Below are 18,589 nucleotides of genomic sequence, written 5' to 3' on the forward strand. Positions count from 1 at the left end.
GGCGATTCAGCTACCCGAACCGCTGCCCACACGCGCCAGTTTTCGCGAAACGACCGCGATCGCTTCACTTTCGGCGCTTTCTATATCCAATTTCGTGGTGTCAAGCAAGTAAGCGTCGGGCGCCTGGCGAAGCGGTGCCGCGGCACGCCCCGCATCGCGACGGTCGCGCTCGGCAAGGTCGGCGGCGACCTGTTCCAGCGTACCCGGCAGGCCGCGCGCCTGCAATTCCTCGTGACGCCGGCGGGCGCGCGCCTCGATGCTCGCGGTCACGAACAGCTTGGCATCCGCGTCGGGGCAGATCACCGTGCCGATGTCGCGGCCGTCCAGAACGGCGCCCGGCGGCTTCGCCGCGAAGCGCCGCTGGAAGTCGATCAGGGCGGCCCGGACGCCGGGCATGGCGGCGACGATGCTTGCCGCCTGGCCGGTTTTCTCGTGGCGGAGCGCCGCGTCGTCGAGGTCGGGATCCTCGAGTGCCGCCGCTGCCGCGACCGCAGCCGATTCGTCGGTCGGGTCGGTGCCGGCCCGCAGCAGGGCGAGTGCCACCGCGCGGTAGAGCGCGCCGGTGTCCAGGTGACGCAGGCCGAAATGTCGCGCAAGGCCGCGGGCCAGCGTGCCCTTGCCGGCGGCAACCGGTCCGTCGACCGCGATGATCATGTCCGGATGTCGGCGCCGACGCTGTTCATCAGCGCGACGAAGCCGGGGAAGCTGGTATCGATCATCGCCGCGTCGTTGACCGTGACGGCGGCTTCCGCGGCGCTGCCGAGGACGAGGAAGGACATGGCGATCCGGTGATCGAGATGGCTTTCGATCGCCGCGCCACCCTTCGGCGGCCGGGCCCGGCCATGCACGGCAAAGCCGTCGTCGAATTCCTCGACCTCGACGCCGGCGGCCCGGAGGCCGGCGGCCATTGCCGCGATCCGGTCGCTTTCCTTGACCCGGAGCTCGCCGATCCCGCGCATGGTCGTCGTTCCCTCGGCGAATGCCGCAGCCACGCTGAGTACCGGATATTCGTCGATCATGGTCGCCGCCCGTTCCGGCGGCACGGTGACGCCCCGAAGCGCGCCGCCGCGGACACGGATGTCGCCGACGAGCTCGCTGCCCTGCTCGTCGATCCCCAGGATCTCGATATCGGCACCCATCTCTTTCAGCGTCCGGAACAGCCCGTCGCGCAGCGGATTGAGGCAGATCCCGCGGACCATGAGTTCCGAACCCGGCCGCAGGCAGGCGGCGACGATCGGAAAGGCGGCGGACGACGGATCGCCCGGCACGGCGATTGCCCGGCCCTGCAATTCAGGCTGTCCGTCGAGGCTGACGGCAATCGCGCCATCCGCCTGCTCGGCAACCTCCACGGTCGCACCGAAATGCCGCAACATGCGCTCGGTATGATCGCGGCTCGGCCGGCTTTCGATGACCGTCGTCCTGCCCGGCGCGGCCAGCGCGGCGAGCAGGATCGCGGATTTGATCTGGGCTGATGCGACCGGCGTCCGGTAGTCGATCGGAAGCGGCTCGCCGCAGCCATCGATGACCAGCGGCAAGCGTCCTTCCGAACGCGAAACGATCCTTGCGCCCATTTGCTCGAGGGGCTCCGTAACGCGCCGCATGGGGCGGCGGCGGAGGGAAGCGTCGCCGGTGAAGAAGACGCGATGCGGTTGACCCGTGACAGCGCCCATCAGCAGCCTGACGCCGGTGCCCGAATTGCCGAGGTCGAGCACCTGGTCCGGTTCGGCAAGGCCGCCGACCCCGCGCCCGAAGACTCGCCAGGAACCGGGGCCGAGACGTTCGACCTCGGCGCCGAGAGCGGCCATCGCGGCGGCGGTCGCGTGCACGTCCTCGCCCTCGAGCAGGCCCTCGATGCGGGTCTCGCCGACTGCCATGCCGCCGAGGATCAGCGCGCGGTGCGAAATCGACTTGTCGCCGGGTACGGTGATGTCGCCCTTCAGGGTCGCCGCGGGGTGGGCCGTCAGCGTTGCGGAGCTCTTGTGAGGCACGTCGAATCCGGAAATTTGCGGGTATCGGCCCAACCGTTCGGGGTCAGGCCACAATTCCTGTTGACAGAGCCGAGCGCTTTACCACAATCCCGCAACTCTCGCCAGCCCGTGCGGCGGGGACAGGACGGCATGGCGCATTGATCCGGTCGGGGCCGTCGGCATCAGGACGGTCGCTCGCGTCACAGGCGGTCGATGGTGTCCGGTTTGTAGTTGCCGGTTTACTGAATTGGAACGCGAGGCAGTAATGGCGAAACCTGAATGGGGAATCAAACGACGCTGCGGAGGCTGCAGTGCCGCCTTCTACGATTTCGGCAAGAGCCCGATTGTCTGCCCGAAATGCGGTGTCCCCTATGTTGACGAGTCGCCGTTGCGCTCCCGGCGCAAGGGTGCCGAAGCGAAATCGAAGCCGGCGGCCGAACTGAAGCCGAAGGCGAAGAAAGTGGCCCCGGAGGCCGACGACGACGACGATGATGATTTCGACGCCCTCGATGTGGATGTCGATATCGAGGATGAGGACGAGGACGACGACGCACTGCTGGCCGACGACGAGGACGACGATGTCAGCGACATCGTTCCCGGCAAGGCATCGGGGGATCAGGAGGACAAGGTCTGAGGGGCGGCGCGGGCGACGAATTTTTCGCCGGCCGATGCAAGATTGATCTTGAATCGGCCGCGTCCCGCGCCTAGTTTCTCGGCTCGCCCGACCGCCTTGGCGGCGGGCCTCCTCTGGGGCCATAGCTCAGTTGGGAGAGCGCTTGAATGGCATTCAAGAGGTCGGCGGTTCGATTCCGCCTGGCTCCACCAGAATCCAGAAAGGCCCGGATCGCAGGATCCGGGCCTTTCGTCTTTCAGGACTGGCGGACGGTGGCTATCGTAGCGGCGGCCCGCCGGCACGGAACCTCCGGCAGCCTTGCGGCATTCGATGGTTGCGGCCGTCGTTTGGGGCGGTCAGTCTTCGTGTGGGATCAACGATGAGGAATGTCGGGATGCGCTCATTGAGGCTTCCGGTCGGGGTCGCGATCATCTTCCTGTTGTCGCTTCCGGCGGTCCGGGCCGAAGCGCCGGCGGTCTCTCCGGCCGCGGGCGCAACGGAAATCGTGGCCGCGCGTGGTGGCGATGCCGACGAATGGCGTTTCGACGTCGAGATTCGCGACGGCGACGCGCCGGCCGACGAGGCGGAACTCGCGCTTGGCCCGGACTATTTCCGGCTGACCGACGCGGCACGTTCGATGATCGTCGACTTCCGCCTGCTTCGGGTGATCGAGATCGACCGGGCGGCACGGCGCTTCACCAATCGATCGCTCTATCTGTTCCCCGGTTTCGGGGAACTCCAGTATTTCGCCCGCCTGAGCAAGGCCAACCCGCCCGGCGCTGGCACCGGAAGCGACGGGGCGGCGGCAGAGGTCGCGAAGGACCCCTTCTGGATCGAGGCCGATCTCGGCATTCGCAAGGACGCGCCGCGCACCGATCTCGTTTTCGCCGACGGCGGCGACGGAACCATGACGGTGACCCGGAGCGGCAAGCCCTATGCCACGATCCGCGGCGAGGTTGTTGACCTTCCGGCCGACCGGCGGGCTGTCCTGTTCCGTTACTTCCGCTTCCTGTCGGAACTGCATCCGAACGTGATCGATGCGCTGGAGAAGGGGGCCGCCCTGCCCGTCGCGCTCGATTACCGGGTCCTGAAGGACGGGGATATCGCGCGTCGGCAGGTCCGATTGCGCGCCGCCGGTCGGGTCACGACACCCTATCCGCTCGATCCGGCGCTCCGGCCGGCGGACGAAGGACATTACACGAACGACGTCCCGGCGATCGACGATCTGGTCGGGATGATGGCGAAGGTCGCGCGCGGCGACTGGCCGACCGGGCCGCTTTCGCCCGACGACTACTGGCGCGAGGTCGAGCGCCAGTTCAAGGACGAGAACGCGCTCGGAACCTTTCTGAACGTCCAGGGCATGGCCATGCAGTACGGCGCCACCGTGCTCGACGGCTGCCCGAAGAGTCTCCGCAAGCCGGACGGCTGCGCGCCGGTGCTCTTCATCCGCGACCAGTCGGGGACCGATCGCCTGCTCACGCTTGCCATCGGCGGGACCCGGGCGGAGGTCGAGGGCAAGCAGGAAGCGGGCCTGAAGGCGATGGGCATCGTCGTCAATGAAGTCGAAAGCCGGGATCTCCCGGGCGGCTATGTCGCCCAGGCGCTCTATGCCAACATGCTGGCCCGCCCGACCCTGCCCGAGAACGGTTCGATGACCCTGCTGCGCGAGCGCCAGGAGGAAGCCTTCGAGCGCTTCCGCAAGGCGATCGCCGGCAACCCCTATATCGGTTTCTTCTATCGCGACCTGGGCAAGTTGCTGTTCAACCAGCTGCGCGCCGACGTCGCCTGGGATGTCTGGGATTTCGGCCGTCTGTTGCCCGGCAGCTACCAGCGCCACGCCTTCCAGACGATCGACGAGCTGGAAGCGCGGCTCAGGGCCGACTACCCGCAATTCTTCCTGCAACCCTGACCGCTGTCCCGGCGGACGGTCGAGAGGCGCGGGTCGGGCGGCAGGAGATCATTCGGACAGGACAGAAGATCGGGAGGGGAAGAATGCGCCTGCACAGCTATTTCAGAAGCTCGACATCCTATCGGGCACGGATCGCGCTCAACCTGAAGGGCCTCGACTACGAGACCGTCACCCATCACCTGCGCAAGGGCGAACAGCGCGCGGCCGACTACCTGGCCCTCAACCCGCAGGGCCTCGTCCCGGCGCTGGAAGTCGACGGCATGGTGATCCCGCAGTCGCTCGCCATCATCGACTATCTGGAGGAGCGCAAGCCCGATCCGGCGCTGCTGCCGGCCGATCTTCCGGGCCGCGCCCGGGTTCGCGGCATCGCCTATGCGCTGGCCTGCGACGTGCATCCGTTGAACAATCTCCGGGTGCTGTCCTATCTCGCCGATCCGCTGGGCCACGATCAGCCGACGGTCGCGACCTGGTTCCGTCACTGGTGCGTGGTCGAACTGAACGCTCTCGAGACCCGGCTTGCGCGCGAGCCCGAAACCGGAAGCTTCTGCCACGGCGAGACGCCGACGCTCGCCGACGTCTGCCTCGTGCCGCAGATCCGGAACGGCCAGCGTTTCGATGTCGACATGGCGCCCTATCCGACCCTGCAACGGATCTACGACCGCTGCATGACCTTCGACGCCTTCGTCCGTGCCGCGCCGGAGAACCAGCCGGACGCGGAATAGGAGGAGAACCGATGCTCGAGATAAGACCGAACTGCGAGGCCTGCGACCGGGATTTGCCGAACGGCGACCCGGCGGCGCGGATCTGCACTTTCGAATGCACGTTCTGCGCCGATTGTGCGACCGGACGGCTGTCAGGCCGCTGCCCCAATTGCGGCGGCGACCTGGTTCTGCGGCCGACCCGGCCCGCGGCGCTGCTGGAGAAATATCCGCCGAGCACGAAACGGGTCGTTCGCCGCCACGGCGATTGACGCCGGCACCAGGTTTCGCTGCTTCAGGCCTCCAGGCCCGGCACCCGCAGCGCCGCGAGACTTGCCCGGGCGGATTCCGGCAGCCGGATTATGCGACGCGCCTTCAGGTCGAGCAGGGCGCCGACATTCTCCATTGTCGCCAGGCATTCGCCGGTCGCCCGGTCGAACAGCCAGTGAACCCAGATGAAGGTCTTGTCGGTGATCTCCCGCAGTCCGCTGCGCAGCTCGACCAGATCGCCGGCCATGGCGGCGCGGCGATAGACCAGCCGGTATTCCAGCGCGGCCCCGCCGACGCCCTCGGGCATCTGTCCGGTCGAGCTGAGCGCGACCGTCGCGCCGCCGACCGAATCGGAGACGCAGCCGATATAGCCGGGGGTGCCGAGACGACCGTCGCGATCGCAGGCCTTGTCGGCGATCCGGCCGACATAGGTGCGCAACAGGCCGAGCGCCTCGGCCTCGGCGAGGTCGGGAGCGGATCGCGATGTGCCGAGCGACAGGCTGCGCGGCTCGGCGTGCGGCGGAACCGCCACAACATGGGCCGTGCCGTCGCCCAGATGGTCCGAAAGCGGCAGCCGGGCGCCGTCACGCCGCCGGGTGACGGCTGCGTCGGTGAGAATGGTGGCGGAAATCGCCTGGTCATCGAGACCGATGATTTCCTGGACGACGCGGACCGTATCGGTGCCGGGCGCTATCGGTGCCGCGAGGCCGGTTCTGACCGAGATCGGCTGCCCGGCGCGGCGTTCGCGCAGGAAATGTACGTGGCTCGTGACCGGCATGAACTCGAGGCCGGCGTCGCGCGCCTTGCGTGGATCGAGGCCGAGCGCGAATGTCAGGGCGTCGAGGCCGTCCCGGGCATGCCCGACATAGCCGCGCACGTTCATATGCCCGACGAAGTCGCAATCCCAGGATTCCACCATCCCGCGGTAACTCTCCAGCCAATCGCCCATCAATCCGTTCCTTGCCGTTTCCTGCCGTGATCCTCGAGGCCGCTTTCCGCGCCGGGACTCCATCGCCCGCCGGTTGCGTCATGTGGCGGCCGCCATGATGGCCGAGCCGGCGCGACCGCGCCATGGGCGATCGACGCCCTGGGCGGCGATACAGCCATGTCCGGATGCGTCGGCCCGTCCGGTTCGTGGTCGGCCGGCGGGGTGGACGGGCGGCTGCTGATCCTGTAACAGGCCCCGATCATGAAAGATTTCAGTCACCAGAGTTACCGGGCCCTGCTGGACGCGTTGAAGCGGTCGGGCTTCGCCTTCCGGCGCTTCGACGACGCGCCGGTTCCGGCCGAGGAGGCCGGGGCGCGCCACGTGATCCTGCGCCACGATGTCGATCGCCTGCCGGCGCGCTCGCTGGCGATCGCCAGGCTGGAAGCCGACGCGGGCGCCGTCGCCAGCTACTTTTTCCGCACCATGCCCTGTTCCTTCGACGGCAGGGTGATCCGCGAGATCCGGGCGCTCGGGCACGAGATCGGCTATCACTACGAGGATCTGGCCGAGGCGGGCGGCGATGCCGCGCTCGCCTGGGCCTCGTTCCGCCGCAACCTCGCCCGTTTCGAGCCGTTCGGCGGCGTCTCCTCGATCGCCATGCATGGCCGGCCGCTCTCCCCCCATGACAGCCGCGATCTCTGGAACAGCCACGATTACCGGGAGGCCGGCGTCGCGCGCGAGGTCTATGCCGATATCGACTGGCGGAAATACTATTATTTCACCGATGTGGGCCGCTCGTGGAACAGTGCCGCGAACCTGCGCGACTGTCCGCCCGATTACAGCCCGCACCTGGGGCAGGCGAAGATCGCCGGCACCGCGGCGCTGATCGACTTCGTCGCCGGCAGCGATCGCGATCTGATCATCTCCACCCATCCTGAACGCTGGGCGGGCAGCTTCGCCGGCCAATGCCAGGTGCTCGCGACCGACGGTGCGACAAACCTGGTCAAGCGCGCACTGAAGGTCGTGCGGGGCTGATCCGGACGGTCGGGCGGTCCGTTCACGCCGCCTTGTTGAGGATCAGGCCGATCAGGTGGCGAATGTTCTCCGGCCGCAGATTGCCTTCGACCCACCGGGCGCCGTGGCGCGACAGCACTGATTTCAGTCGTTTCAGGAAACGCCCCGGCGTCAGCGGCTTGTGGATCAGGTGGAACAGGCATTCCGGCAGCCAGTAGCGGTAGAGCAGGCCGACGCGATAGCCTTCGAGCGGCGCCGGCTTCTCCCCGCTCGCGAACAGTTCCAGATGCTGGCGCACCATGTTGATCCCGGCCCGGGTGGTGAGTTCGGTGGTGCCCCAGACCTTCGGATTGCATTCGATCATGACGAAGCTGCCGTCCCGGGCCCGCATCATGTCGAATAGCGCCAGGCCGTTCCAGCCGACCTCGCGGACGAACGGGCGAACCAGTTCGATCGCCGCCTTCTCGTCGGTCGTCAGGTTGATGATGCCGCCACCGCCGAAGTCGTAAAGCGAAACGACGCGGGCCTGCGTCATGGCGGCGACGATCTCGCCCTGGTACGCACAGAGCACGACGTCGTGCAGATCGCCGTCGACCGCTTCCTGGATGATCAGCGCCGGCCCGTCGCCGAGCCGGGCGGCGTAATAGTCCGGGCGGGCGGCGACCGCCCGGCGAAGGGCGCCGGCATCGTCGAAGAATTCAACGCCGTGGGCGGCGAAGGATATCCGGGGTTTCACCACGACCGGATAGCTCCAGCCGAAGAAGCCTTCAAGAGTCGCCGGATCGGTGTCGAACAGCGCAGTGCGCGGGATCGGGGTCCCCGCCTTGCGGGCGATCTCGGCGGCGTGCCACTTGTCGGTGACCGGTCCGAGACGGGCGAAATCCTCGACCGCGAGCTTCGCCCCGGTCGCCGCCGTCACCCGCTCCTTCATTTCCGACAGGCAGTTCGTCGTCGTCGTGCCGGTCGGGATGACCAGGTCGACCTCGTATTGCCGGCAGATCTCGGCGATCCGGTCGGCGAAGGCTTCCGGTTCGGCTTTCGGGTCCGGATAGCGGATCACCGCGGCCAGCCGCGCGCTCCTGAAATAGCGGTCCGGACGGCCGAAGCGGAAGCCCGGCTTCTCGGCGTCGGCGCCGATGATGTGCCAGTCGGCCGGCGCGCTGTTGATCACGGCGAGCGCGTTGCGGCTGTAGCAGTTGAGGATCAGGAGTCGGGTGGTCATCGGCTGTCTCCGGCGGACCGTATCGCCCGCCAGCGCGCCGGATCGACCGGGTGGCGCGACAGGTTCTCGATGCGCATGTCGTGAAAGGCACTGAGCGGGCGTCCCTCGAGGGCGAGCCGGACCAGCCGGATCGGCCCGCCATGGGTGACGACCAGCGTGGTCTCGTCGCCGGCAGCCGCGACGATATCGTCCAGCGCGGCGAAGACGCGGGCCTGCATTTCAGCGAGGCTCTCGCCGCCGCCCGGCCGGGTTTCATGCGGCCGTTCCAGCCAGTCCCGGTAATGCTCGGGCTCCTCGGCCATGATCGCGCTTTCCAGCCGGCCGGAAAACCGCGCGTTGTCGATCTCCCAGAGCCGTTCGTCGAAGGTCGTGGGCGGATGCGGCGGGGCCACGGCTGCCTCCAGCGTTTCCCGACAGCGACGGGCCGGGGAAACCGCGATCCTGGCCGGTGCGCCGATCTCGGCGGCGAGGACGCTCGCCAGGGCCGCCGCGGCGGCCCGGCCGCCGGGCGACAGCGGCACATCCTCGCGGCCCTGCATGCGGCGCGGCGGGCCGTTATAGATGGTGTGTCCGTGACGCATCAGGATGATCGGCATGGCGGGATCCGGATCGGGCGGCAACGGGCGAGCGGTCAGTAGATGTACCGCTCGGCCTCGTAATGCTTGAATTCAAGGAGGTTGCCGGTCGGATCGGCGAGGAAGAAAGTCCGGTGCCGTTCGGGCAGATCGCCGAAGCGGTTGGCCCAGGGCCGGAACCAGTGCCATCCGGACCTGGCGCAGCGCTCGTGGAAGGCGTCGAAATCGTCGCCGTTCCGGAAGGTCAGCCCGAAATGCCGGGGATAGATATTCGCGAACGGGTCGAGGTCCGCGGCCGGGGCGAACTCCGGGTCGAGATGGCAGACGACCTGGTGCTCGAAGAACCGGAAGGTCACGCGATCGTCATAGCGCCGGGCACGCGTCGCCCCGACGACGTTCGTGTAGAAGGCCTCGGTGGCGTCCAGGTCATGCGTCGGTATGGCCAGGTGAAAGACGTCGAGCGTCGTCATGTCGGGTCGTTCCCCCAAGAGTCAGTCACGGATTTTCGGCAGCGAGAACTTCACCGTGTCGCTGCGCAGGCCGAGCCGGAGCGTTTCCAGGCCGATCACGTCGCGGGGCGCGATATTGGCCATGTTCACGTTCGGCCCGAGGTGCGACAGGAACCAGACCTGCTGTACCTTCTGCGGGGTCTCGAAGAACATCTTGTCGAAATCGATGCCGCCTTCTTCGAGTTCCTGGATGAGTCCGAGCCGGACGTCGCCGGTATCGCGGTAGATGCCGGCGGTGCCGCTTTCCCGGCCCTCGGCGATCACCCGCCAGGCGCCGGCATCGAGTTCGGCGCGGATCTGGCGGATCCACTGCGACGGGCTCATCACTTCGGCGGCATCCTTCGAGCCGACTTCGGAGAGGACCAGGAAATCCGCCGAAAGCCGTTCGATCAGGCGCGCCTTTTCGACCGTCTTCATCTGGATCGTGCCGTCTGACACCTCGAAATGGCTGACCCCGAGATCCTTCGCCCAGGCGACCATCTCGTCGAGCTTGCCCTGCGCGTAGGCGATCTCGAACAGCGTGCCGCCGAACCAGAACTCGATGCCGTGCTGGCGCAGGATGGCGATCTTCTCGTCGAGCGTCGGCGTCACGACCGCCGTGCCCCAGCCGAACTTGACGAAGTCGACATAGGGATGGGCCGATTCCAGGAAGTCGCGAAAGCCGCCGAGGGTGAGGCCGCTGTCGATGACCGCGGTGACGCCCTTCGGTCTCGGCTTCGATTCCCGGTCCGGGAGGTTGAGAAAGGTCGGTACGGCCATGGCGGTTGCTCTGGAGCTGCGTTGCGGACGGCGATCTGGGGACGGCTGGTTGTGCCCTAACTAGCGATTTCGGCGGCCGTTGGCCACCGTGAATGCGCCGGCATCGGACGTCGTCAGTAGGCTTTCGGGATCGAATTGATCACGCTCATCGCCTCGTCGAAATCGAAACCGATCAGATGGGCATATTCCTCGATCGAATCGTAACGCGGCTGGTTGTCGACCTCGACGGCCCGCAAGGCCTCCTCGCGCCCGATCATGCCCTCGCGGATCTGGTTCGACCGGAAGGTGTCGTGCTCGGAAAATCCCACCACGGTGTAGTAGATGTAATTGTAGAAGGAGGCGGTGCCGTCACCGATCCGCCAGGTATTGTCGGTGTCGCCGGCGATCTCCCAGTCGTAGACGTCCCGCAGGGTGCGATCGATCAGCGTCTCGTCCCAGGGGATATAGTCGTAGAGCCAGACGAAGTCGTGCGGCATGAGGTAGGAGACCCGGAAGGCATTGACGGTATCCAGGAGCGAGCGGTTGATGTAACGCGGATTGGCGAGGATTTCCTTCAGGTAATAGAAGGCGAGCTGCGCCTTCTTGGTCCAGTGGACGCCGTAGAGCCGCCATCCGCCCTCGTTGGAGACGCCGCAGAAGCCGGTCTTGAAGTTGGTCTTCTCGAGCCGGTTGCCGCCGATGAAGGCGAGGTCCACGTTGTAGCGCTGGCGGGTCTGCTGCAGGTAATAGAAGTAGAACTTGTCGCCCGCCATGAACAGCGGGACCATGCCGAGCCGGGGCCGGTGCAGCCAGGCATCGACATTCTGGCGGATATTCTGGCGCTTCTCCTTGATGTCGGCGGCGACGATGACATGCTCGACGCCGAGCTTGCCGCACATGCGCGCCTGGTTCCGTCGGCCAAGGTCGGTCACCAGTGCCCAGTCGTAGGTATAGGCGACCGGGTTGAGGCCGAGTTCCTCCTTCAGGTAATGCAGGGCGTAGCAGCTGTCCCGGCCGCCGCTCAGGCCGACCACGCAGTCCGGCTCGCCGTTCCGGCTGCGATGCGGCGCGACGAGTTTTTCCAGCTCTTCCGAGCCGTATTGCTTCATGCGGTCATAGTCGTGGCAGAAATTGCACACGCCGTCGCTGTCGAAGCGGATCATCGGCATCGTTTCGGGCAGGATGCAGCGGCTGCAGCGGCGAAGGTTGGTGCGCCGGGCTTCCGACTCGCTGTCGAGGTCGCGGACCCGCACGCGGGGCGCCTTGCGGGTTCCGGTCGCCGTCGCGCTCTCCGCCGGCAGCGGCATCGGCTCGCCGGTTTCCTTCAGGGTGAAGGGGTGGCGGTCCAGCGTGTCCAGATCGACCAGAATTCCGCTGCCTGCGGCAACGCGCTCGACCGTCCTGGCATCGAAACGGTCCCGGACCAGCGCCGAACCGGCAATGAACGTTTCGAGGAAATGCCGCTCGGAGGCGAAGATCAGCATGTCGCCGTTCTTCGACGACGCGACATAGAGCGAGCCGGTGTTGGTGGCGAGCAGGAGCCGGTCCTCGTCGTCGAAGAAGACCGCGACAGAGGCCGTACCGTAGATTTCCCGATAGACCTCGCGGGCCGCGGCCTCGATCGAGCCCGTTTTCCGCTTGCCGCGGGCAAGCAGCGCCATCAGCAGCTCGGTATCGACGTCGGCCTGGCGATGAATGTCGCCATAGCGCTGCCAGAGCGCCGCATCGTTGACGACGATCCCGTTGTGGATGCCGACGGCGCCGTCCTTGACGACCGGCTGGTTGTTTTCCTTGATGCCCTGCCGGCCGTTCGTCATCAGGCGGGCATGGCCGATCGCCGCGAAGGCGCCGTTGGCCCGGGCGCCGGCGAACGCATTGCGGAGCAACGGTTCGACGAAGTCGCGATAATCCGCCTGCCGGGTCATCGCGTGGGCGGCGAGGGGGCGCTTGAAGACGGAGATCTCGCCGCCGGAGCGGACCGCGAGACCGGCCGATTCCTTTCCGCGTTCCTCTGAAATCACCGCGAGGTCGCGAATCGCCCGTTGCATGCCGCCCGCGTCGGCCGCCGCGCCGTCACGTACCAAAACGCCGAATATTCCGCACATTGAGGGGAACTACCTTCCGATCAAGGCCAAGAATTGTGGATAGATACCGTTACTGGCTGTCCGCTGTCACGGGGCAATCGGCCGCGCCAGCGTTCAGCCGGTAGATTGCGAAGCGATCGTCGGTGGCCAGGAAGGTCGCGAGGGCGGGATCGTTCACGATCGCCTCGGCCTGCGAATTGATGTAGGTCGCCGGCGGATCGTGCAGCGGCGCGATGATATGGTCGACGCCGAAGCGCCGCAGGAAACAGAACGCGCCGTGGCGGTCTGCGATGCGATAGAAGCCGATGAGGCGCGGATCGAGGTCGCGGATCGAGGGGCGTCCCGTATAGGCCAGGTACTCCGGCTGGCGGAAAACCAGCGGGAGCGCGCTTTCCGGAAGTTCGTCGCGAACGTAAAGGAGGCTCGGCCCGAAACTTTCCGTGGCGCCGGCCAGGGCGGTCAGCGGGTCGCCGGCGAGGAAGGCCGGCAAATCGAAGAAGCGCCCGAACTCGTGCAGGCGGCTGCCGGTCCGGCCCGCCGAGGCGATGAATAGCGCGATGGCTAGCGCGACGAAGGTACCCTGGGCAACGCGGCGAACGGCGAGCCGCGCACCGTTGCTCGTGCCGGGGGGCGGTTGCAGCCGGTTCCAGCAGATCGCCAGCGAGACCGTTCCCAGATAGATCATGAAGGGCATTACGGTCAGGCTGTAGCGCGGGTTCTTGATCGCCAGCAGGGAATCCGCGAGCATCGAGGCGATGATCATCGCGAGGAAGAAGGCGATCGCAAGCACGGACAGGCGGGCCATCGGATCCCGGCGCAGGCCGGCGATGGCGAACGGGACCAGAACCGGGACCAGCCAGAAGATGAAGCCGAAGGGCCGGCGCTTGCTGTAGATCTGCAACACCCCGCCGATTACCAGCCGGTCGAGGCTCTCGTAGTTCCGGGCCTGGCGGAGATACTCCTCCTGGCCCACTTCCGGCAGTTCCCAGACCGGGTTGCTGTCGCCGATCGGGCGGCCGGTGCGAAGCGTGTTCTCGGCGAACTGCCAGCCGCCGATCAGCAGGGCCAGCGCGGTGAATCCGGCGACGGGAATGAGGCTCCGCCAGCGGTTCCGCGACAGCAGTCGTCCGGGCGCAAGCAGGAAATAGGCCGCCGCGACGAAGGGCAGGGCGAGCAGGCCGATCGAATGCGAGAACAGCGCCAGCCCGACGCTGGCGCCGAGCGCGGCATGGCTGCCTAGGCCGGGTTTCTCGAGCGCGTATTTCAGCGTCACGAAGGCGGTCCAGAAGGTGTAGAGGCGGAGCGGCTCCACATGCGCGTTCAGGACCATCTCAAGATATAGCGGCACCACGGAGATGCCGAGCGCGCCGAGCAGTGCGACCAGCCGACCGCGGTCGATCAGCAGCGCCGCGATCGAGGCGCATTGCGCGACCCAGATGAATATCGTGATTGCCCGGAGCGGCAGGTAGCTCTCGGTACCGCCCTGCCAGAGAAACGACCAGACGAAGAGCAGAATATGGCCGGGCGGATGCGAGGCGCCCATGAACAGGCCGGTTTCCTGCACCGCCGGGTTCGGCGGGTAATGAAGCAGGGAACCGTCCCGGTAAATCTGTTTCGCGACCGTAATGTATTGCAGCGGATCGTATAGCGTCACCGGGATGACGATCATGTAGAGGCCGAGCACGATCACGAAAAGGGCAAGGGAAATGGTGCCGAGCCGGGCGCCGGTCGAAAGCGCCCGCCATGCGGCCCGGAAGTCGGCGAGCAGGGCGCAACAGTAGCGCCGCTCGGCAACCAGGATGCAGAGAACCGGCAGGGACGCCGCGATCATGTGAACGGCCGGCCCGGCCCCCGGCAGAAGGGTCAGCGAGAGCCAGAGCAGCCAGGCGACGGCAATCGGCCCGAGTCCGAAAAAGACCGCGAAATCGCGTATCCGCCGTTCGGCCGGCTCACCGAGCAGGCGCGCCATCAGCGCGGCCATGGCCAGCGGCGCGGCGCCGTAGAGCATGAGGCCGCCGAGGAGCGACCCGGTCACGAGCCACATGATGCCGATACCACGACAGGGTCAGTCGAACGCGCCGTCACCGAGACTTCTCCGAACCACAGCGGGAAACCAGCCGTCGCCGCCTTCGTACCGGAAGGAACCTGGCCTCGGCGCGGCGATGCCCGCATTTGATAGCTTTGTTGTCGACACCTGTCACGGGGCGATGGCAATAAGGGCGCGCATCGGGAGGAGCGACCACATTGGCGGACCGACAGGGCGAGAGCAGCGACGGGGGAGAGGGCGGCGCCGGCGGCGGACAGCGCAGCTTCGGGCGCGACGTCGTCTGGAACATGGGCGGCTTCGCAGCCCTCGCGCTCAGCGGCGTACTGGTCAACCTGGTCATCGGGCGCTTCTACGGGCCGGCAGTGCTCGGGGTCTTCAACCAGGTCCTAGCCTTCTACATTCTCGCTGCGCAGTTCGCGGTCTTCGGCGTCCATTTCTCGGTATTGCGGCGGGTCTCCGTGCTGTCCGCCGCCGCCGGGACCGAGGCGCGCCAGGAAATCGCCGCGGAGGTAGGATCGGCGCTCGTCGCGGTGGCCGGCGTGGCGAGCTTCGTCGTGCTGGCCGGTTTCCTGTTCACGCCGGCGATCGGGCTGATCGTCGGCAGCGATGACGTGATGACCGGCTGGCTATTCGTGCTGCCCGGCCTCTGGCTCTATTCGGTCAACAAGGTGCTTCTGAATACGGTGAACGGCCTGCACCACATGCGGGCCTTCGCGATATTCCAGAGCTCGCGCTTCCTCCTGGTCCTGGCTTTCGTCTTCCTCTGGATGGCGATGGACTACTCCGGGCCGAGCATCGCCGCCTCGATCAGCCTCGGCGAGGTCGTACTGAGCGTCGGGCTGGCGGGTTATCTCGGCCGCCATGTCGCCCTCAGGGCGGTGCTGGAGTTCGAGCGGATCCGGACCCATCTGGTCTTCGGATTCCGGTCGGCGCTGTCCGGCTCGCTCTCGGAACTCAACACCCGTGTCGATGTCCTCGTCCTTGGCATCTTCCTGTCCGATACTGCCGTCGGGATCTATTCGATTGCCGCGCTGGTGATGGAGGGAATTTCCCAACTGCCGATCGTCGTCCGCAACGTGCTGAACCCGACGATCGCACGCCTGCTGGAGGCCGGCCGCCAGGCCGAGCTCGAAGTCGAGATCCGCAAGATCGCCCGCCTGACCTACGGGGGCGTCGCCGTCGCTGCCCTGATCGCCTGCCTGGTCTTTCCGTTCTTCGTCGAGATCGTGCTCGGCAATCCGCGCTACCTCGACGGTCTGCCGTCGGCGATCATCCTTGCCCTCGGCATTGTCGCCGCGGCCGGCTACCTGCCGCTCGACATGCTGCTTGTACAGGGTAACCGGCCCGGGACGCAGACCATCTTCAAGGCGCTGGTCGTTCTTTCGAACCTGGTACTGAATTTCGCGCTGGTGCCCTTCCTCGGGATGGAGGGGGCGGCGCTCGGGACCGCCGGCGCCTATGTTCTCTATGTGGTCTGGATGAAGATCCTGGCGCGCCGGACCCTCGGTCTCACTGTTTGAGGGCGGTTCCGGCACCATCCCCTTCCGCCGGATGGATGACACAGAGCCGGAACGCCCGCAATTCGACGTCGCCCCTGATCGAGCCGTCGTTCCGGAGTGCGAAGCGAATGATCGCGGCGGACGGCGGGACGATGAACTGCAGATCGATCGCACGCTCGCTCGAGATCACCCGGCCCTGCCAGACCGGCCGCTCCTCCAGCTCGTAGCCGGCGTCGGTATAATTCAACTGATCGACCCGGACCCATCCGTCGCCCCGCACGGCGGACGTCAGACGGAGGACCAGCGGGCGCGCCGCCAGTTCCGGTGGCAGGTGCTCGCGGATCGGGGCCATTTCGACCGCCTGGGACATGACCCTGATCCTGCCGTCCTCGTCCCAGATCAGCCGGCGAACGGTTTCGCCGTCGGCGTTATGGTCCCAAATGATGTTGGTATCGTCACCGTTCTGCAGAAGGTCCGTGGTCCAGCCGGAATCGAATCCCGGAACCGGTTCGCAACGGACCCGAACCGGGCTGTCATGTAAGCGGAATACCTGGTTCCGGTTGTCCTGGTAGAGCAGCTCCGAATAGTGCGGGTCCGCGACCAGTTCCTCCATCGCCGAATTGCCGAGCGTGAGCGGCAGGTAGTTGCGCGGCGTGATCACATGGTCGATTCCGAGCCGCCTGAGCCGTTTGATCGCGCCGGCTGCGTCGCGGCTGCGGTAGAAATCGGCGAGTGTGGGATCGATGGCGCGGATCGAGGGATGCCACGCGTAAACCGAGAACTCCGGTTGCCGATAGACCAGCGGCAACGCATTGCCCGCCAGATGCTTTCTCGCGAAGCTGATCGTCGGGCCGAAGGTTCGCGGATCGTCGGCGATCGCGCGGAACGGATCACCGGCCAGGGTCGCGATCGGCGCGAGAAAATGCCGGTAGCTGCTGAGGCGTTCGCGCGTCGCGGCGAGCGATGTGAAGAAGACCGCCACGACCGCAACGGCGAAGGCGCCCTGCGCCATGATCCGGAACTCGGGCAGCTGGACGGGCAGGCGGTCGAGCAAGGCCATTACCCGGTCCGGCGGCTTGAACGACCCGAATCCGGCGCCGAGGCGCTGCCAGGCGAACAGGATGGCGAGGATCCCCGAATAGGCGAAGAACGGGGCGAGGGTCAGAAGGTAGCGGTTGTTCTTGACGATCAGAACCGAATCGACGGCCAGCGTCGCCGCGACCAGAAGATAGAAAAGCCCGATGAAGATGAGCGACGACAGGCCGACCCTGTCCTCGGCGAAGCGCCGCCAGGTGAAGGGCAGCAGGACGGGAAGGATCCAGAAGATCAGACCGAAATAATTGTCCGCGACGAACAGCCGGAGGGCGCCGAGGACGATCAGTTCCCAGAGGCCCGAGAGGTCACGCAGTTCCCGCAGCTGATCGTCGTAGTTCAGCTCGGCAAGCTCCCAGATCGAGGCCGTGTCGCCGACCGGGAAGCCGGTATTGATCGTGTTCTCGAGATATTGCCAGCCGCCGATGGCCAGAGCCGCGACGGTCAGCAGGATGACCCCGGCGAGCCGCCTGCCGAAGGCGACGCGCCAGAAGGCGCCCGGTGTGACCAGGAAATAGGCGGCGGCGGCAAACGGCAGCGCCACGATGCCGATCGAATGGCTGAACATGGCGAGCCCGATGGCCGCGCCGGCAAAGGCGAGGGCGGCGGGGTTCCACTGCCGCGCCGCCCAGGCGGCCAGCACGACGGCGGTCCACAGCGTGTAGATTCGGTAGGGATCGATATGGGCGATCAGCACCGTCTCGACATAGAGCGGGGCGCAGAAGACGCCGAGCGCGCCGAGGAGGGCGACGAGCGGGCCGCGCGGCCGGAGCAGCGCCCACAGGCTGGCGGACTGGGCCAGCCAGTAGAAGACGCTGAACAACCTGAGGAAGGCAATCCCTTCCCGGTCACCCTGCCACAGGAAGGTCCAGAGCAGGTGCATCAGGTGGCCGGGCGGGTGGGTGGCGGCGACGAAGACACCGAGTTCCGGATCGGCCGGGTTGGGCGGGTAGCCGGCAAGCGAAAGGTCGCGAAAGATGATCTGCGCGACCGAGACATATTGCAGCGGGTCGTGCGCCATCATCGGCACGGTGACCAGGTAGCCGACGACGACGATCAGGAGGAGCAACAGTCCTGCCGCGAGCCGGCGCCGGAGCCGGGTCCCGAGCATGACGGTGACATCCCGGCGAAGCGGCGCGAGCGCCTCGCGCGTCGCCCACAGGAGTGCGAGGCAGGGCAGTGTCGTGATCGCCGGGTAGAGCGCGCCGGGCTGGCCGGGTGCCAGCGCGAGGCCGAGCCAGAGCAGCCATGTCAGCGCGGCGGGGCCGAGCCCGCCGACCACGAGAAGCAGACGCAAGTGGTCGCCGGACGCGGGCCGGAAAATCCGGGCGGCAAGACCGTAGACCGCCAGCGGGGCGAGCCCGAAAGCAATCAGGCAGCCGGTGATGGCGCCCAGATAACCGATCATCGGGCGGTCGGCGCCG

Annotated in this window: 16 protein-coding genes and 1 tRNA gene; 7 read left to right on the forward strand and 10 right to left on the reverse strand. The window is 66.8% G+C overall.

Going from position 1 to position 18,589, the window contains the following annotated elements:
• Positions 1–6 precede the first annotated feature (6 nt).
• Complete coding sequence (cmk, locus tag OCH7691_RS02965) at positions 7–654, reverse strand: (d)CMP kinase (RefSeq protein ID WP_085881922.1); 648 nt, start codon at positions 652–654, stop codon at positions 7–9.
• Complete coding sequence (aroA, locus tag OCH7691_RS02970; RefSeq protein ID WP_085883465.1) at positions 651–1,988, reverse strand: 3-phosphoshikimate 1-carboxyvinyltransferase; 1,338 nt, start codon at positions 1,986–1,988, stop codon at positions 651–653. Before aroA ends, cmk begins: the two co-directional genes overlap by 4 nt.
• 244 nt (positions 1,989–2,232) lie before the next feature.
• On the opposite strand from aroA, the gene OCH7691_RS02975 reads away from it, so the two are divergent.
• From OCH7691_RS02975 to OCH7691_RS02995, 5 genes are all read left to right on the forward strand, one after another.
• Complete coding sequence (locus OCH7691_RS02975) at positions 2,233–2,601, forward strand: FYDLN acid domain-containing protein (protein WP_085881923.1); 369 nt, start codon at positions 2,233–2,235, stop codon at positions 2,599–2,601.
• Positions 2,602–2,716: 115 nt separating this feature from the next.
• A tRNA-Ala gene (locus OCH7691_RS02980) sits at positions 2,717–2,792 on the forward strand.
• 182 nt (positions 2,793–2,974) lie between these two features.
• Positions 2,975–4,489 carry a hypothetical protein gene (locus tag OCH7691_RS02985; RefSeq protein WP_139839495.1) on the forward strand — a complete coding sequence of 505 codons (1,515 nt, stop codon included), beginning with the start codon at positions 2,975–2,977 and terminating at the stop codon, positions 4,487–4,489.
• 83 nt (positions 4,490–4,572) lie between these two features.
• Positions 4,573–5,211, forward strand: coding sequence for a maleylacetoacetate isomerase (maiA, locus tag OCH7691_RS02990; protein ID WP_085881925.1), 639 nt, complete (start codon positions 4,573–4,575; stop codon positions 5,209–5,211).
• An 11-nt stretch (positions 5,212–5,222) separates the two neighbouring features.
• The gene (locus OCH7691_RS02995; protein ID WP_085881926.1) at positions 5,223–5,459 is read left to right on the forward strand and encodes a DUF1272 domain-containing protein; all 237 of its coding nucleotides are present in this window, start codon (positions 5,223–5,225) and stop codon (positions 5,457–5,459) included.
• Between the two features lie 23 nt (positions 5,460–5,482).
• Here the strand turns inward: OCH7691_RS02995 and OCH7691_RS03000 are convergent, their stop codons facing one another.
• Positions 5,483–6,406, reverse strand: coding sequence for an acyl-CoA thioesterase (locus OCH7691_RS03000; protein ID WP_085881927.1), 924 nt, complete (start codon positions 6,404–6,406; stop codon positions 5,483–5,485).
• 240 nt (positions 6,407–6,646) lie between these two features.
• Between OCH7691_RS03000 and OCH7691_RS03005 the strand changes: the two genes are divergently transcribed.
• Positions 6,647–7,420 (forward strand): hypothetical protein, encoded by a 774-nt coding sequence (locus OCH7691_RS03005; protein ID WP_085881928.1) that lies wholly within the window; start codon positions 6,647–6,649, stop codon positions 7,418–7,420.
• 22 nt (positions 7,421–7,442) lie between these two features.
• Here OCH7691_RS03005 and OCH7691_RS03010 read toward each other — a convergent pair whose 3' ends face one another.
• From OCH7691_RS03010 to OCH7691_RS03035, 6 genes are all read right to left on the reverse strand, one after another.
• On the reverse strand, positions 7,443–8,621 hold the full coding sequence (locus tag OCH7691_RS03010; RefSeq protein WP_085881929.1) for an ATP-grasp domain-containing protein: 1,179 nt from the start codon (positions 8,619–8,621) through the stop codon (positions 7,443–7,445).
• The gene (locus OCH7691_RS03015) at positions 8,618–9,217 is read right to left on the reverse strand and encodes a histidine phosphatase family protein (protein ID WP_085881930.1); all 600 of its coding nucleotides are present in this window, start codon (positions 9,215–9,217) and stop codon (positions 8,618–8,620) included. Before OCH7691_RS03015 ends, OCH7691_RS03010 begins: the two co-directional genes overlap by 4 nt.
• A gap of 35 nt (positions 9,218–9,252) precedes the next feature.
• Entirely contained in the window at positions 9,253–9,666 is a 414-nt protein-coding gene (locus OCH7691_RS03020; protein WP_085881931.1) for a VOC family protein, read from the reverse strand.
• Positions 9,667–9,687: 21 nt separating this feature from the next.
• Entirely contained in the window at positions 9,688–10,464 is a 777-nt protein-coding gene (locus OCH7691_RS03025) for a phosphosulfolactate synthase (protein WP_085881932.1), read from the reverse strand.
• Positions 10,465–10,577: 113 nt separating this feature from the next.
• Positions 10,578–12,491, reverse strand: coding sequence for a hypothetical protein (locus tag OCH7691_RS03030; RefSeq protein WP_176244901.1), 1,914 nt, complete (start codon positions 12,489–12,491; stop codon positions 10,578–10,580).
• A 106-nt stretch (positions 12,492–12,597) separates the two neighbouring features.
• Positions 12,598–14,571: a glycosyltransferase family protein gene (locus OCH7691_RS03035; RefSeq protein WP_085881934.1), complete on the reverse strand. Its 1,974-nt coding sequence runs from the start codon at positions 14,569–14,571 to the stop codon at positions 12,598–12,600.
• A gap of 200 nt (positions 14,572–14,771) precedes the next feature.
• On the opposite strand from OCH7691_RS03035, the gene OCH7691_RS03040 reads away from it, so the two are divergent.
• Complete coding sequence (locus OCH7691_RS03040; RefSeq protein WP_085881935.1) at positions 14,772–16,094, forward strand: oligosaccharide flippase family protein; 1,323 nt, start codon at positions 14,772–14,774, stop codon at positions 16,092–16,094.
• Here the strand turns inward: OCH7691_RS03040 and OCH7691_RS03045 are convergent.
• Entirely contained in the window at positions 16,084–18,573 is a 2,490-nt protein-coding gene (locus OCH7691_RS03045; RefSeq protein ID WP_085881936.1) for a glycosyltransferase family protein, read from the reverse strand. The two genes, OCH7691_RS03040 and OCH7691_RS03045, sit on opposite strands and share 11 nt — an antisense overlap.
• Positions 18,574–18,589 lie beyond the last annotated feature (16 nt).

The organism is Oceanibacterium hippocampi (assembly GCF_900172325.1).
GTDB lineage: Bacteria > Pseudomonadota > Alphaproteobacteria > Sneathiellales > Sneathiellaceae > Oceanibacterium > Oceanibacterium hippocampi.

What these genes read in the sequence shown, in the direction of transcription:
- cmk (WP_085881922.1), bottom strand. Translation starts at nt 654, where the DNA reads ATGATCATCGCGGTCGACGGACCGGTTGCCGCCGGCAAGGGCACGCTG.
- OCH7691_RS02975 (WP_085881923.1), top strand. Translation starts at nt 2,233, where the DNA reads ATGGCGAAACCTGAATGGGGAATCAAACGACGCTGCGGAGGCTGCAGT.
- OCH7691_RS02985 (WP_139839495.1), top strand. Translation starts at nt 2,975, where the DNA reads ATGCGCTCATTGAGGCTTCCGGTCGGGGTCGCGATCATCTTCCTGTTG.
- maiA (WP_085881925.1), top strand. Translation starts at nt 4,573, where the DNA reads ATGCGCCTGCACAGCTATTTCAGAAGCTCGACATCCTATCGGGCACGG.
- OCH7691_RS02995 (WP_085881926.1), top strand. Translation starts at nt 5,223, where the DNA reads ATGCTCGAGATAAGACCGAACTGCGAGGCCTGCGACCGGGATTTGCCG.
- OCH7691_RS03000 (WP_085881927.1), bottom strand. Translation starts at nt 6,406, where the DNA reads ATGGGCGATTGGCTGGAGAGTTACCGCGGGATGGTGGAATCCTGGGAT.
- OCH7691_RS03005 (WP_085881928.1), top strand. Translation starts at nt 6,647, where the DNA reads ATGAAAGATTTCAGTCACCAGAGTTACCGGGCCCTGCTGGACGCGTTG.
- OCH7691_RS03010 (WP_085881929.1), bottom strand. Translation starts at nt 8,621, where the DNA reads ATGACCACCCGACTCCTGATCCTCAACTGCTACAGCCGCAACGCGCTC.
- OCH7691_RS03015 (WP_085881930.1), bottom strand. Translation starts at nt 9,217, where the DNA reads ATGCCGATCATCCTGATGCGTCACGGACACACCATCTATAACGGCCCG.
- OCH7691_RS03020 (WP_085881931.1), bottom strand. Translation starts at nt 9,666, where the DNA reads ATGACGACGCTCGACGTCTTTCACCTGGCCATACCGACGCATGACCTG.
- OCH7691_RS03025 (WP_085881932.1), bottom strand. Translation starts at nt 10,464, where the DNA reads ATGGCCGTACCGACCTTTCTCAACCTCCCGGACCGGGAATCGAAGCCG.
- OCH7691_RS03030 (WP_176244901.1), bottom strand. Translation starts at nt 12,491, where the DNA reads ATGCAACGGGCGATTCGCGACCTCGCGGTGATTTCAGAGGAACGCGGA.
- OCH7691_RS03035 (WP_085881934.1), bottom strand. Translation starts at nt 14,571, where the DNA reads ATGTGGCTCGTGACCGGGTCGCTCCTCGGCGGCCTCATGCTCTACGGC.
- OCH7691_RS03045 (WP_085881936.1), bottom strand. Translation starts at nt 18,573, where the DNA reads ATGATCGGTTATCTGGGCGCCATCACCGGCTGCCTGATTGCTTTCGGG.